Origin of the sequence: Pseudomonas sp. B21128, from assembly GCF_044218865.1 — a bacterium.
GTDB lineage: Bacteria > Pseudomonadota > Gammaproteobacteria > Pseudomonadales > Pseudomonadaceae > Aquipseudomonas > Aquipseudomonas iridis.
On the sequence record NZ_CP162590.1, the window covers coordinates 3,666,229 to 3,681,217 of the forward strand.

General features: G+C 62.0%; 12 protein-coding genes. 4 read left to right on the forward strand and 8 right to left on the reverse strand.

What is annotated here, in order from left to right; translation table 11 throughout:
* Nucleotides 1-51: 51 nt before the first annotated feature.
* The 8 genes from AB4P91_RS16295 to AB4P91_RS16330 all read right to left on the reverse strand — a co-directional run bounded on the left by AB4P91_RS16295 (nt 52) and on the right by AB4P91_RS16330 (nt 9,601).
* Nucleotides 52-1,440, reverse strand: coding sequence for an amidohydrolase family protein (locus tag AB4P91_RS16295; protein ID WP_395603194.1), 1,389 nt, complete (start codon nt 1,438-1,440; stop codon nt 52-54).
* Nucleotides 1,441-1,453: 13 nt separating this feature from the next.
* The gene (locus AB4P91_RS16300) at nt 1,454-2,821 is read right to left on the reverse strand and encodes a nucleobase:cation symporter-2 family protein (RefSeq protein ID WP_395603195.1); all 1,368 of its coding nucleotides are present in this window, start codon (nt 2,819-2,821) and stop codon (nt 1,454-1,456) included.
* Nucleotides 2,822-3,069: 248 nt separating this feature from the next.
* A complete protein-coding gene (locus AB4P91_RS16305; protein ID WP_395603196.1) occupies nt 3,070-4,119 on the reverse strand; it encodes a CobW family GTP-binding protein in 1,050 nt (349 codons plus the stop codon).
* 90 nt (nt 4,120-4,209) lie between these two features.
* The gene (locus AB4P91_RS16310; protein WP_191623991.1) at nt 4,210-4,824 is read right to left on the reverse strand and encodes a UbiX family flavin prenyltransferase; all 615 of its coding nucleotides are present in this window, start codon (nt 4,822-4,824) and stop codon (nt 4,210-4,212) included.
* 11 nt (nt 4,825-4,835) lie between these two features.
* On the reverse strand, nt 4,836-6,221 hold the full coding sequence (locus AB4P91_RS16315) for a UbiD family decarboxylase (RefSeq protein WP_395603197.1): 1,386 nt from the start codon (nt 6,219-6,221) through the stop codon (nt 4,836-4,838).
* A gap of 242 nt (nt 6,222-6,463) precedes the next feature.
* Nucleotides 6,464-7,369 (reverse strand): amidohydrolase family protein, encoded by a 906-nt coding sequence (locus AB4P91_RS16320; RefSeq protein WP_034152486.1) that lies wholly within the window; start codon nt 7,367-7,369, stop codon nt 6,464-6,466.
* Nucleotides 7,370-7,373: 4 nt separating this feature from the next.
* A complete protein-coding gene (locus tag AB4P91_RS16325; protein WP_042559644.1) occupies nt 7,374-8,303 on the reverse strand; it encodes an amidohydrolase family protein in 930 nt (309 codons plus the stop codon).
* A gap of 374 nt (nt 8,304-8,677) precedes the next feature.
* Entirely contained in the window at nt 8,678-9,601 is a 924-nt protein-coding gene (locus tag AB4P91_RS16330; RefSeq protein WP_395603198.1) for a LysR substrate-binding domain-containing protein, read from the reverse strand.
* A gap of 118 nt (nt 9,602-9,719) precedes the next feature.
* On the opposite strand from AB4P91_RS16330, the gene AB4P91_RS16335 reads away from it, so the two are divergent.
* From AB4P91_RS16335 to AB4P91_RS16350, 4 genes are all read left to right on the forward strand, one after another.
* Nucleotides 9,720-10,184: a (2Fe-2S)-binding protein gene (locus tag AB4P91_RS16335; RefSeq protein ID WP_150615281.1), complete on the forward strand. Its 465-nt coding sequence runs from the start codon at nt 9,720-9,722 to the stop codon at nt 10,182-10,184.
* Entirely contained in the window at nt 10,184-12,397 is a 2,214-nt protein-coding gene (locus AB4P91_RS16340) for a molybdopterin cofactor-binding domain-containing protein (RefSeq protein ID WP_395603199.1), read from the forward strand. The genes AB4P91_RS16335 and AB4P91_RS16340 overlap by 1 nt, the downstream gene beginning before the upstream one ends.
* 6 nt (nt 12,398-12,403) lie before the next feature.
* Nucleotides 12,404-13,297, forward strand: a complete 894-nt coding sequence (locus AB4P91_RS16345; protein ID WP_150597947.1) for a LysR substrate-binding domain-containing protein — start codon at nt 12,404-12,406, stop codon at nt 13,295-13,297.
* Between the two features lie 187 nt (nt 13,298-13,484).
* Nucleotides 13,485-14,981: a helix-turn-helix transcriptional regulator gene (locus tag AB4P91_RS16350; protein WP_395603200.1), complete on the forward strand. Its 1,497-nt coding sequence runs from the start codon at nt 13,485-13,487 to the stop codon at nt 14,979-14,981.
* The last annotated feature ends 8 nt before the right edge of the window (nt 14,982-14,989 follow it).

The following is a 14,989-nucleotide window of genomic DNA, read 5'->3' on the forward strand; positions in this document are numbered from 1 at the left end:
CCGCCATCGCTGGCAAGCCAGCTCCCACAGGGTTCCCCGCTGCGCAGGAGATCAGTCGTCAACCTTCATCATCGCCTGCACCCCCTCCCATGCCTCGGCGCGCATGCGTTCGATATCCAGCCCCGGAATCACGCCGTTATCCACCACGATCCGCCCGCCGACCAGGCTGTATTTCACCGTGATCGGTTCGCCCGCCACCACCGGTGCGACGGCCCTGTCGTGAAAGCCGTAGAAGCGTGGGTGATCGAGGCCGTAGACCACCAGATCCGCCGCTTGGCCGACTTCCAGCGTACCGACGGCGCCAAGGCCCAGCACGTGCGCGCCGCCCGCCGTACCCCAGTGGATGACATCTTCGGCTGTCGTCGCCGAGGCGCCTTGTTCGGCGCGGTGGATCAGCCATGCGGTGTTGGCTTCGCCGACCATGCTCCCGGATTCGTTGGAGGCGACGCCGTCGACGCCGAGGGAGATCGGCACGCCCGCCTCGTACATCTGCGGCACCGGGGCGACGCCACTGCCCAGTCGTGCATTGCTCACCGGGCAGTGGGAAATGCCGGTGCCCGTTTGTGCGAGCATGCGGATTTCACCGGGTTGCAGGTGCACGGCGTGGGCGAACCAGACATCAGGGCCGAGCCATTCGTGTTCGGCGACGAACTCCACGGGCAGGCAGTTGTATTTTTCCCGACAGAAGTTCACGTAATTCTGCGTCTCCGACAGGTGCGTGTGCAGGCGCAGACCGAGGCCGCGCGCGGTGTGGGCCAGTTCGCGCAGCAGGGTGGGCGGCAGCGAGAAGGTCGGCGTGGTGGGTGCGACTACGACGCGACGCAATGCGTCTGGCGTGTCTTGGTGATACAGCGACTTCAACCGCTCGATGTCGCCGACCATCTGGTCGAGGCTTTCCGGCTGCAACGCGGTTTTCGAGAAGCCCGGATGGGCGCTGGCCGACTCCAGTGCGCCACCCCGACACAGGACGAAACGCAGGCCGAATTCATCCGCCAGGTCGAACAGCAAGTCGCCGGTCTCGGTGCTGCCGTGGGCGTGGTAGAGGTAGTGGTGATCGGCGCACGTGGTGACGCCGGACAACAGTAATTCGACCATCCCCAGGCGCGCGGCGATTCGCGCCAGTTGCGGGGTGAAGCGGTTCAAACGCGGGTAGGGCACGCTGGCGAGCCAGCCTTGCAGGTCCTGATTCAGGCCCTCGGGCACGGCTTTGAGCAAGTTCTGAAACAGATGATGGTGGGTGTTGATCCAACCCGGATAAACCACGCAGTTGCGCGCATCGATTACCCGTTCGCCGGGTTGCGCCGCCAGATCGGCAGCCATTTCGGCGATACGACCATTGACCACGCGGATGTCCACGGCGCCCGCTCGGGCATGCGTGCCGCGCAGGCCGGTCATGACCGCGACCGGGTTCTTGATCAGGATGTTCTGAAGTTGAGTCATGGGCAGGCTCCAGTCAAAGGATGTGCGAGGCGGATTTGGCGGCGGTGGTTTGCGGCACGCTGACGCCATTCAGCGCGGCGTTGAGCAGCACCGACACCAGGCAGGCGATGACCACGCTGCTGTGCAGGAACGGCTGCGACCACTCGGGTAATTGTTTGAACAGGGTTGGCGCGAGCACCGGCACCAGCGCGGCGGCGAGAGTGAAACCAACGATCAGCACGTTGTAGCGATTGCGCTCGTAGTCGACCTTGGCCAGAGTCTGAATCCCCGCCGCCGCGACCACGCCGAACATGGCGATACCGGCACCGCCCAGTGCGGCCGTCGGCATCGACGCGATGATCGCCCCGGCCTTGGGCACCAAGGCAACCGAGCACATCAGCAAGCCGCTGACCGCAACCACCCAACGACTGCGCACGCCGGTCAGGATCACCAGGCCGACGTTTTCCATGAAGGCAATAAACGGGAACGCGGCGAACATCCCGGCGATGGTGCTGGCCAGACCGTTGGCGCGCAGGCCGTTGATGACCTGTTTGTCTTCGACCGGTTTTTCGACGATGTCGCCGATGGCCACGAACAACCCCATTGACTCGACCATCTGCACGATCATCACCACCACCATGGTCGCGATGGGGATCAGGCTGAACGTGGGCAAACCGAAGTAGAACGGATAGGGCACGGTCAGCCACGGCGCTTCTTCGACGCTGTGAAAACTGCCCATGCCCAAACCGTAGGCCAGAGCGGCGCCCACCAGCATCCCCACCAGCACCGCCATGTTGCGCAGCAGCGGGCTGCCATAGCGGTTGATCAGCAGAATCGTCAGCAATACCACCACCGCCACGCCGAGGAAGGCCGGCGCGCCGAAGTTGCTCGCACTGCGCCCGCCGCCGACCCATTCATAGGCGATCGGGAACAGCTGCAAACCGATCACTGTGACGATGCAGCCGGTCACCACCGGCGGGAAAAATCGCCGCAATCGACCGACGAAGGGCGCGATCAGCATGGTAAAAATCCCGGCCCCGATCACCGCCCCGCAGACGCCGGCAAAGCCCACATCCGGGTTACTGCCGATGGCGATCACCGGGCCAACGCTGCTGAACGCGACGCCTTGCAGGATCGGCAAGCGCACACCGAATTTCCAGAAACCGACGGTTTGCAGCAGGGTCGCGATACCGGAACAGAACAGCGTGGTGCTGATCAGCGCCACCGTTTCGGCGTGGGACATTTTCAGGGCACTGGCGACAATCAACGGCACGGCGATGGCGCCGATGTACGAGACGGCCATGTGTTGCAGACCGAGCGTGAGCATCTGCCGCACCGGCAGCACTTGGTCGACGGGATGGACGGTAGAAGCGCTTTGCGATGGGGATGTGGCTGACGACATGGGGAAACACCTCTGGCTGTTTTTATGCGGTAGAGAGGGGTATTCGTCTGATGCCGCGTGGATCGAGAACACAGTGGAACTTGTGGGAGCTGGCTTGCCAGCGATGGCAGTTGATCACTCACCCTTGTCATCAACTGACAGTCCGCTAACGCTGGCAAGCCAGCTCCCACAGGTTTTGTGTTGTTCAGAAAATCCGGCATCAGTCATTCGTGCTGCGAAGCCGCCATCCACCGGCTCCGACGCCTTGTTCAGCCTGCCAGGCAGGCGGCGAAGCCCTGGTTCAGCGCCGCACGATCCAGGTCGCGGCCGATGAACACGATCTTGCTTGAGCGGGGCTCCGTGCCCCACGCGGTCGACGCCCGAAATTCCACCAGGCTGTGCACGCCTTGCAGCACATAGCGTTGGTCTTCATTGGCCACCGCCAGAACGCCTTTCATGCGGTACAGGTTGTCGGCCTGGGATGAGCGCAGCTCGCTGATCCAGCGGTGGAACGCCATCAGATTCACCGCGCCGTCGACGGCGATACCCACCGACGACACGCTCGGGTCATGTTGGTGATCCAGCTCTTCGAGAGAGTGCTCGTGGGCATGTTCGTGGTGGTCATGCTGTTCAGCGCCGATTTCCATGAGTTTTTGCGTGCATTCGAAAGCGCCGATGCCGAGGATCTTCGTCAGGTCGATTTGCGCGTGGGTGGACGTCACCAGATCCGCCGTGGCATTCAATCCACGGATCTTGCCGCGCAAGGCTTCGACTTCTTCAGCGCTGACCAGGTCGACCTTGTTGATGACGATGCGGTCGGCACAGACAATCTGATCGACCGCCTGATTGTCGACGCCGTCCAGTTGCAGATCTTCCAGATGCTGGGCGATGTGCTTGGCGTCGACCATGGTCACGATCGCGTCGAGTTCGACTTCATCGGCAATCGGGTCATTGATGAAAAAGCTCTGCGCCACCGGGTACGGATCGGCCAGCCCGCTGGTCTCGATGAGAATGTGGTCGAGCCGCACCGGACGCGCTACCAACTCGCGGACGATGCGCACCAAGTCCTCGCGAACCTCGGCGGTGCAGCACACGCAGCCATTGACCATCTCGTAGATTTCTTCGGTTTCCGAACTCAGCACCAGATCGCCGTCGATGCCGACTTCACCAAACTCGTTTTCGATCACGGCGATCTTGCGGCCGTGGTTTTCCTTGAGGATGTAATTGAGCAGGGTGGTTTTACCGGCACCGAGGAACCCGGTGAGGATGGTCACGGGGATTTTTGTGTTCGGGGTTGGGGCGTTGAATGGGGTGTTCATATAAAGCTCCTTGGTATTGATAGACCGGTGCACGATGAAATGAGTGATGACGCTTTCTGTGGGAGCTGGCTTGCCCGCGGTGGCGGTGTGTCATTCACCAGTGATGCCGACTGACCTATTGCTATCGCTGGCAAGCCAGCTCCCACAGGGGCCGGGGTTTTCTCTCCAGCGTGTGGCGGTGCCCGCATCGAGGCCGAACAGGTCGAGCACCCGGCCAAGGCTGTGGTCGACCATTTGCGCGAGGTTGTCGGGGCGGGCATAGAAGGCCGGCACCGGCGGGGCGATGATCCCGCCCATCTCGGTGACGGCAGTCATGTTGCGCAGGTGCGCGAGGGTTAGCGGCGTTTCTCGGGCCATCAGCACCAGCGTGCGGCGCTCCTTGAGGGTGACGTCGGCGGCGCGGCCGATCAGCCCTGATGAAGTGCCGGTAGCAATCTCCGCCAATGTGCGCATCGAACACGGCGCAACCACCATGCCCAAGCAGCTGAATGAACCGCTGGCGATCCCGGCGGCGACGTCATCGGCACGGTGGTAGTGGCTGGCCAGCGCAGTCACGTCGGCCAGTTTGTAGTCGGTTTCGTGGGCCATGGTCAGTAACGCGGCGCGGCTGATGATGAGGTGGCTTTCGATGTCCAGTTCGGCGAGCAATTGCAGGAGGCGCACGCCGTAGATGAAGCCGGACGCGCCGCTGATGCCGACCACCATCCGTTGCCGGTTCACGATTCCAGCCCCTTGAGCAATTGCCGCGCGCGTTCGAGTACGTCCTGATCGAGCTGCGCCTTGATCCCGTCGAACCCGGAACCGCGGGTTGCATCCAGCCCCATCCGCGAGGTGGTGCCATTGGCCGAGGACGACGGGTCGAGCGGACTGCCGGGCAAGCCGTCGATGGTGAAAATATCCAGATGCGGCTGGAAGTGCGTGGCCAGCGCCCACAGCACCTGGCTGTCGTCGCGGATGTCGATATCACTGTCCACCGCGATCACGGTTTTCAGATACGGGTCCCAGCCGAGCAGGGCCAGCATGATCTGCCGCGCCTCGCCGTCGCGGCTCTGATCCAGTGCCACGTAGCAATGAAAATGCGTGCCGGAGTTCGGGTAGTGCACGGCGGTGACGGCGGGGAAACGTGCCTTGAGCTTCTCGCTCATTTCCGCTTCCCGCGGCAGGCGCGCAAGTGTCAGATGCTCGGCGTAACGGCCGCCCATGACATCGACCAGCCAGGCGTCCTTGCGCCGCAGCAAGGTGTCGACGCGCAGCACATTGTTGGTCGAGCGATCCGAGGAGTAACCGCTGAACTCGCCGAACGGGCCTTCCTCGGCGTAGGCCGCCGGATCAATGGCGCCTTCCAGCACAAACTCGGCATACGCCGGCACACCAATGCCATAGCGCGGGGTTTTCACCAGCTCCAGCGGTGCGCCAAACAAGCCGCCGGCCACCGCACGTTCGTCACTGCCATAGGGCAGGCGCGCCGCAGCGGCGAGCATGAACAATGGATGCGCGCCGACCACCATCGCCACGCGCAGTTCTTCGCCACGTTCGCGAGCTGTTTGCAGCATCCGCCACAGGTGCCCGCGTGAGTGCAGGCTGGTGGCGAGGGCCTGACGGGCGTGGCGCATCGAGCGGTGGTAGCTCATGTTGGCGATGCCGGTCACCGGGTCTTCGGCAATGATGATTGCGTTGGTGATGTACGGCCCGCGATCACTGTCGAAATGCTTGAGCATCGGCAGCCATGCCAGATCCAGCGCTTCGCCTTCGAAGACTTCATCGAGGATCGGACCGGTTTCCACATAGCGCGGCGGGACTGGCTGGTTGGCGCGGGTCTGGAAGGTCTCGTGCAGTTGCCCAGGGGTTACGTCGAACAACCGGGCGATGCGGGTGCGGGAGGCGAACAGGTTGGTCGCGACCGGCACACCGAGGCTGCCGACGTTTTCGCAGATCAGCAGTGGATCGCGGCCCTGGGCGGCGAGGGCGTCGACCAGGGCGGTGACGTCCTGATCGGCAGAAATCGGCTGGGTGATGGTCAGCACATCGTCCGGATACTCGCGGCGATAGGCATCGATGAATACGTGAAAATCCTGAGAATCGCCGAGCGTCGAACGGGTCATGGTTTCACCTCGTAAAAAGCAGGCACGCAGGGGTGAGAGGGCGTTCGATCGACAAGCCGTTGGCCTGCCGGTCGAGCGAACGCCGGGTCATCTTCATGCCTGTAAAGTCGCTGTGTGGCCGAGTTGACACTGAACCGCAGTGGGAGCGAGCTTGCTCGCGAAGGCATTGGTTCAGTCACCATCGTTGTTGAATGACATACCGCATTCGCGAGCAAGCTCGCTCCCACCGGTTTTGTGTGTGTCTATAAGTACGTGGTGGTCAGGCGTATGTCGGCCTCGACCAGATCCTTCGGCGGTGGCGTCGGTTCGATCCCGCACAAGCGGGCAATGTTGTTGCCCAGGTAGTCTTCCAGATGATCCTCATCGATCCCCAGACCCTGCGGCGCTGGCGAGCACAACACCTCCAGCTCACGCAGCCACATGCCCGGTTCGTTCGGCGGGGAGTCAGTGCCGAACACAATCTTGTTGCGCGGCAGCTCCTTGGCGAACTCGACGATCCGTGACTGGAAGCACCAGCCCGATTCGCAGTACACGTTCGGCGTGTCCATCGCCATCCAGAACGCTTCGAACGAGTAGTTGCCGCCGGTCTGGATACCGAAGTGGCCGATGATGAAATTGACCATCGGGAACTCGCGGATGATCGGGTAAAACATCGTCGGAATCGTGTACGGACCATCGCCTGTGTGGATCAGCACGACGATGTTGTATTTGGCGCAGACCTTCATCGCCGGACGCAGCCAGTCCAGCGCCCGGTCCGGGCGATAGCCGTGCATGTTGGCGTGCAGCTTGAGCATCTTGAAACCGTATTCCTTGATATGGAATTCCAGCTCCGCCGCACCGTTTTCCGGCCCCCAGCGCGGGTTGAAGTTGAAGTTGCCGATGAAGCGGTCCGGGTACTTCATGCACAGTTCGGCGATGTACGACATGTAGTCGCGCACGCCCTCACGGCCACGGCGATTGCCGTCGCGATAACCGGTGTTGCCCGGTGGCGGCTGGATGAAACCCATGTCGATGCGGCGTGGTTTGCCGTTGATCATGTACGGGCCGTCCATCAACTTGAGCATGCGCTCGCCAGTGAACGGTTCGCCGGTGTGGCGCCAGGCCTCGTCGACCAGGTTGGTGGGGTGCAGATGGGTGTCGATGATCATCGGTTCAGCTCCTGGCCAGTTGAGTGGTGACGGGGCGCTTGAGTTGCGCCTCTGCTTCGGAAACGGAACGCGGTGGCGGGGTTGGCTCAAGGCCGATCATCCGCGCGGTGTTGTTGCCCAGGTACTCTTCGAGGGTGTCTTCGTCGAGGTTGAGGCCCTGCGGCGGCTCATGACACAGCACTTCGAGCAGGCGCAGCCACATGCCCGGTTCATTCGGCGGGGTGTCGGTGCCGAAGAGGATTTTGTGCGTCGGCAGGACCTTGGCGAATTCGACGATCCGCGATTGCAGGCACCAGCCCGACTCGCAGTAGACGTTGGGCAATTCCATCGCCCATTGCATCGGCTCGAACACGTAGACGCCGCCGGTCTGCACGCCGAAGTGGGCCATGATGAAATCGACGTTGGGAAACTCCTTGATCATCGGCACCCATTCGGACGGGATGCTGTACGGCCCGTCGCCGGTGTGCAGCTTGACCGGGATGCCCAGCTCGGCGCATTTCTCGAAGCAGGGGCGCACCCAGTCCAGCGCACGGTCCGGGCGATAGGCGTGCATGTTGGCCTGCATCTGGACCATCTTGAAGCCGTGTTCCTTGACGTAGCGCTCGATCGCCTCGACGCCGTTTTCCACGCCGCAGCGCGGGTTGTAGACGAAGCAGCCGATGAATCGGTCCGGGTAGGTCTGGACCATTTTCAGGGTGTAGGCCATGTAGGCGTCGATGGATTCACGGCCGGTCAGGTCGCCGTCGGTCCAGGTGTAGATGGTGTTGCCTTGCGGCGGCTGGATGAAGGCTTTGTCGATGCGGCGAGGCTTGCCGTTGACCATGTAGGGGCCATCCATCATCTCCAGCAGACGCTCGCCGGTGAACGGGTCACCGTCATGCCTCCAGGCGAGGTCCACCAGATCGGTGGGATAGCAGCTGATATCGATGATCATTGAAGTCGATCTCCTGATAGCGGGGAAGGGAGCCTTGCGGCTCTCGGCATCCACGTCCCGGGCAATCGGCCCTTTCTATGCGCAGCGTGCACGCATTCCCTCGCCTGGTCGCATCCGGCCCGGGTGGGTGGCTGCTGAGGGCGAGTATTGGAAAGGGGGAGGGGTTCGTACAATATTAATTGGGAGCGGTGGTGATATGCGTTCGATATGGGGCCTGGATCAAAAGCCCCTCACCCCAGCCCTCTCCCGGAGGGAGAGGGGGCCGACCGCGGTGTCTTGCGCGATGCATCGACCTGAAATAACCAGTCGATTATGGATTCACTGCAAATATCGCACGTCGGCGTCATTCGCCAATATCCCCCAATCGGTCCCCTCTACCTCTGGGAGAGGGCTAGGGTGAGGGCCGGGTTCTCAAGCGTACGCAAAGCCAACTGCTTGATCACTTCAACCACCGGCGCCACGCGCTCTGCCTGGCCATGTGGCCACACGGCATAGAGGTTGTAATGCGCCGCAATCTGCGCCTCGTTCAGCGCCACCAACCGTCCGCTGCGCAAGGCATCGGCGGCCAGTAGTCCACGCACCAGTCCCGCGCCGACGCCCGCCTCGGCGGCGGCGATCAGATTTGCCGCGTTATCAAAAATCACCCGTGCCGTGGGTTCGGTCGGCGTCATCCCGGCGGCATCCAGCCAGGGAATCCACGAGCGCCGCGTATACCCCAGCAACGGTAACTCAAGCACTTGCGCCGGGCTCAACGGCAACTGCAATCCATGCCGTTCCAGCAACTCAGGCGAGGCCACCGCCATCACCCGGTCGCCACAGATTTGCGTCATCTCACAGTCGTCCCAATCGCCATATCCGTAACGCAACGCCAGATCGACCCGCTCAAAGGTGCTGCGATCACTGCGCGGCATCGACAGGAGCGTCACCTCGTAATCGGGCAGGCCATCCAGCAACTGTGGCAGGCGTGGATTGAGCCAGCTCTGCGCCAGCTCACTGTCGACATCCAGCGTCAGGCGTTGCGCCACGCTGCGGTTTTTCACCGAGGACAACGCCCGATCAATCTGCGCCAGCCCATCCGACAACACGCTGGCAAACAACTGCCCGGCGTCCGTCAGGTTGCTGCCACCCCCTTCACGCACGAACAACGGCTGGCCGATGAAATCCTCCAGCGCACGGATCTGCTGGCTGATGGCGCTGTGGGTCAGGTCGAGTTTGCGCGCAGCGCTGGAAAAACTGCCGCTACGCGCCGCGTGAATAAACGCGCTCATGGACTGCACCGACGGGTATCGCTTGTACATGTTGTTAGTCCTGCTTACACCGGTTGGCAGAAATCGTCGCTGGCCGGGGATTGCCGTGGCTTCCAATAATCGGTGACCAGGCCCGCACAAAGACGGGCCGCTCTCTTGGAGCCTGACAATGATGACATTCACGGTTAACGGCGAACGACGCGAGCTGGATGAGGCGTCCCCCTCCATGCCCTTGTTATGGGTCTTGCGTGATCAGTTGAAACTCACCGGCACCAAATTCGGTTGTGGCATGGGCCTGTGTGGTGCCTGCACCGTGCATCTGGACGGTGTAGCCGTGCGTTCCTGCCAGTTGCCGCTGGCCGCCGTCGCGGGCCACAGCATCACCACCATCGAAGGCTTGTCGCCGACGCAAAGCCATCCGTTGCAACTGGCCTGGGTCGCCGAAGATGTGCCGCAATGCGGCTACTGTCAATCGGGGCAGATCATGTCGGCGGCGGCGTTGCTCAACACTGGCGCGGCAGTCACTGATGATTCGATCCGCAACGCCATGTCCGGCAACATCTGCCGCTGCGGCACCTACGGGCGCATCAACAAAGCCATCAAACGCGCGGCGACTGCGCCGAAGGAAGCCTGATGAGCCTTCTCGAGGATAGCGGTGCCGAGCTGCCGCGCCGGGTGTTTCTCAAACAAGCGGTCACGGTCGCTTCCGGTTTGGCGATTGCCTTGTATCTGCCGAGCGGCATGGCGGCGACTGACCCCAAGGCCCCGGCCCCGGCCAGCGAATTCGAACCCAATGCCTGGGTGCGCGTATTGCCCGACGGCACGGTGAAACTGGTGGTGCACAAGCACGACTCCGGCACCGGTACGCATACCGCGCTGGCCGCGTGTGTGGCCGAGGAACTGGATGTCAATCCGATGACCGTGCAGGTGATTACTCCGGAAGATCCGTTCTTCGAAACCTACATTCACCCGATCTGGAAAGTCTTCTCCACGGGCGGCAGCACCAGCGTTGCGCTGGAGTACGACCGCTTGCGTATGGCCGGTGCCACGGCGCGGGCGTTGCTGATCACGGCAGCGGCCAGGCAGTGGAAAGTCAGCCCCGACAGTTGCTCCACCGAAGAAGGTCGGGTCGTTCATCCAGCTACCAAACGCAGCCTGGGCTACGGCGAACTGGTCGGCGTAGCCGCGCATCTGCCGGCACCCGACAAGGTCACGCTGAAGGATCCGTCGCAGTTCAAGTACATCGGTAAATTACGGCATAAACGCGATGCGGCAGCGAAGGTTTGCGGGCAGTTCACGTACAGCATCGACGTGCAGTTGCCGGGCATGCTGGTGGCGGTGATCCAGCGTGCGCCGGTGGTGGGCGCGAAAGTGGTCAGCGTGGGCTCGGCAGCAGCGTTACGGGTGCCCGGCGTGCGCAAAGTGATCGCGATTCCCGGGCGGCCCGATGTGCTGGGCGGCAATCTGGAAGGTGTCGCGGTGTTGGCCGATACCTACTGGGCGGCGCAAGAGGGGCGCAAGCTACTGGAGATTCAGTGGAGCGATTCGGTGCTGGCCGGATTTGACAGCGACCAGTTGTTCAGCGCCCAGGCCAAAGCCATCGGTGATCCGCAAGCGCAAACAGTCAATGCCATGACTCAAGGCGATGTCGCCGGGCAATGGGCGGGCGCAGCGCAGCTGCTCGAAGCCGATTACACCATGCCCTACAAGGTGCAAAACCCGCTGGAACCGATCTGCATCACCGCACACGTGAAAGACAAGGCCATCACCTATTGGGGCGGCGTGCAGGTGCCGTCCTCGGCGCTGGAAGCGGCGCGAACCGTGTGTGGGATCGACCAGGCCAATGTGACCATCCATGAGTTGGTCTCTGGCGGCAGTTTTGGTGCGCGGGAGGCCAAATACTGGTTGTTCGAAGTGGCCTATCTGGCGCAGAAAACCGCTGTGCCGGTGAAGCTGCTCAACAGCCGCGAAGACGAAATGCACGCGCTGTTCTATCACCCGGCAACGCTGAACCGGATCAAAGGTGCACTGGACGCTCAGGGGAATCTCACCGCACTGCAATTGCATGCCGTATCGCCGGCTTCGCCCGAGCAGTGGGAGCCGGGCTACTTCCAGCGCTCGGATCACATGGATTACAGCACCACCGAAGCCATCACCGCATGGGACTTCGCCTACCGTCCGCCGCATCTGCAACTGAATTGGGTCAAGCATGAAAGCAACGTGCCCAGCGGTTGGTATCGCTCGGTGAGTTTCATTCCCAACGTGTTCGCCGTGGAAAGCTTCATGGACGAGCTGGCCCACGCGGCGGGTGCCGATCCGCTGGCATTCCGCCTGGCCAACATGCAGGAGCGGCCACGCCATGTGGCGGTGCTCAAGCAGGCCGCCGAGCGCGCCGGATGGGACCAACCATTGCCGCCGGGCACGGCGCTGGGGATCGCGACCAATCAGGGTTACACCAGTTTTATCGCAGTGGTGGCGCGGGTCACGACCGTCGATGGCAAGGCCCGGGTCGAGAAACTCACCTGCGTGGTCGATTGTGGTTTGGCTGTGTCGCCTGGCGGTGTCGAGGAGCAGATCTATGGCGGCCTGATGTGGGGCCTGGGCCATGCGTTGTTTGACAAGCTCGATATCAAACAGGGCAGGGTGGTGCAGAGCAACTTCCACGACTATCGCGTGGCGCGCATGTCCGACATGCCGGCCACCGACATCGTTGTGCTGGACGGCGAGCCGAGTAAGCCCGGCGGCGTTGGTGAACTGGGCAGCCCGTCCGTGGTGCCGGCCATCGCCAATGCGCTGTTCGCGCTGACCGGCGTGCGTCAGCGCTCGACACCGCTGAGTCTGGGGTAAACGGCCATGGATCTGCGTCTGCTGCGGTATTTCATGGCCCTGGCCGATGAGCTGCATTTCGGCCGTGCCGCCGAGCGGCTGCATATCTGTCAGCCGCCGTTGAGCCAACAGATTCGTCTGCTGGAAGAGGAACTCGGCACGCCGCTGTTCGAGCGCAGTCATCATCGCGTCGAGCTGACCGCCGCGGGGCAGATGCTCAAGGAACAGGCGCCGCTGGTATTCGAACAGCTTGAACGCGCCCTGGACCTGACCCGGCAAACCGGGCGCGGCCAGCTCGGTGAGCTGGAGATCGGCATGATCAGCTCGGTGATGGTCGGCGTGCTGCCCAAGGCGCTGCACCTTTTTCGCGAGCGCTATCCGCAAGTCACCTGGCGTTTACATGAAATGACCCCGGCGGCGCAGGTCAAGGCGTTGAAGGAGAAACGCATCGACGCCTGCGTGTTCCGCGTGGGCTATGACGACCCGCAATTGCGCAATGAATTGCTGATCTACGAGCCGATCCATGTGGTGATGCCAGCGGATCATCCGTTGGCGTGTCGCGACGTGTTGGCCCCGGCGGATCTGGCGCTGGAGCCGTTTGTGGCGTTGGAGTTGAAGCAGTCACGGTTTGCCGGTTTCCTCTATCAGTGCTGCATTCAGGCCGGCTTCACGCCGCAGATACGCCAGCAAGTCATCGAGGTCCAGACCCTGCTCAGCCTGGTTCGTGCGGGGTTTGGCGTGGCGCTGTTGCCAGCGTCCATCGAGCAGTTGGCGCCGGCGGGCCTGGTGTTCCGCAACTTGACCCCGGCGTTGCCGGAAGTGCCGTTGTATGCCACGTATCGCGCGGACGATGCTTCGCCGGTGCTCAAGCTGTTTCTCGATACTTTGCGTGAAGTGCGCGAACCTTCCATTCACCCCTAACCCATTGTGGGAGCGAGCATGCTCGCGAAGGCATCCCGTCAGTCAGTCAATATTTGACTGATGTATCGCCTTCGCGAGCCAGCTCGCTCCCACAGGGGTTTATGGGGATGCGGAAATCAACGCTCGGCACGATCTCCGCTGGCTGCGGTCGTAACCTTCACATGGGCGTATCACTTGTGGAGATCCAATGAGCCAGGAAGTCCTGACCCGCGAAACCAATCGTCGTCAGTTGCAGCAGATCATCGCCGGGCTGTCCGACGGTGTAATTCTGCTTGAACTCGATCAGAGCATCCTCTGGGCCAACGAAGCAGCGCTGGCCATGCACGGTGTCAGCCGCATTGGTGAATTGGGCGTGAATGCCGACGAGTACGCCAAGCGCTTCACGCTGCGCTATCGCAATAACCATCTGGTGCCGCCCGAAAGTTATCCGATCAGCCGTGTCGCGCGTTGCGAAGCGTTCAGCGACGTATTGATCGAGGTGTTCGCGGTGGATGATCCCGAGCGTGTCTGGGTTCACAGCGTGCGCAGCATGGTCCTGACTGACCGCGAAGGGCAGCCAGAGTCGCTGGTGTTGATCATGAGCGACGTCACCGATTGGGCCAACGCAGAGCTGCGGTTCGAAAAAACCTTCAACGCCAACCCGGCGCCGGCGGTGATCTGCCGTCTCAGCGACTTGCGATACATCAAGGTCAATCCGGGGTTTCTGGAGATGACTGGTTATACCCGCGAACAAGTGATCGGCACTTCGGCCTATGAAATCGACATTTTCGAGCAAGCCGAGAAAAGAGATCTGGCCATCCAGCGCCTGCGCGATGTGGCGACCATTCCGCAGATGCAGGCCGAACTGCGCCTGCCTGACGGCAGCAACAAGCAAGTGATTGTCGCCGGGCAACCCCTGTTGCTCAACGATGAGCAATGCATGCTGTTTTCTTTCGTTGACGTGGAATTGCGCCGCCGGGCTGAGGTGGCGCTGCGCCAGAGCGAGGAACGCTTCGCCACGGCTTTTCGACTGACCCCGGTGCCGATTCTGATCTGCACGGCCGACGAGCAGCAGATCATGGACGTCAATCAGGCTTTCCTCGATTCGCTGGCGTATACCGGTGATGACGTATTGGGCAAAACCGTGACGCAACTGGACTTCATCGCCGACGAGGGCGCCCGCAACCGCCTGCTGACGGCGCTGACAAAAAGCGGTCGGGTAGACCGGGTAGATTTGCGCGTGCGCAAAAAGGATACCGATCTGCTGGAATGCGCGGTGTCTGCCGACACCGTCAACATTCACGATGTGCCGTGCTACTTGCTGGTGCTGATGGACATCACCGAGCGCAAACGTACCGAGCTTGAACTGGTGTCTGCGATTGAGGAGGTGATGAAAGACGCCTCTTGGTTCAGTCGTACGCTGATCGAAAAACTGGCGAATGTGAAGAAGATCAATTCACCGCAACTGCCGAGCGTGTCGTTCACCGATCTGACGGCACGGGAGCGTGATGTGCTTGGCCTGATCTGCGAAGGCCTGGCGGACAAGGAGATCGCGGCGCGGTTGAAACTGGCGCCGAACACTGTGCGCAATCATGTGGCGACGGTGTATTCCAAGCTCGATGTGCATAGCCGCAGCGAGGCGATTGTCTGGGCGCGGGAGCGTGGGCTGTTTTCCGGGGAGTGGCCCACCAAGGGGCAACGTTAGGTGCAAAT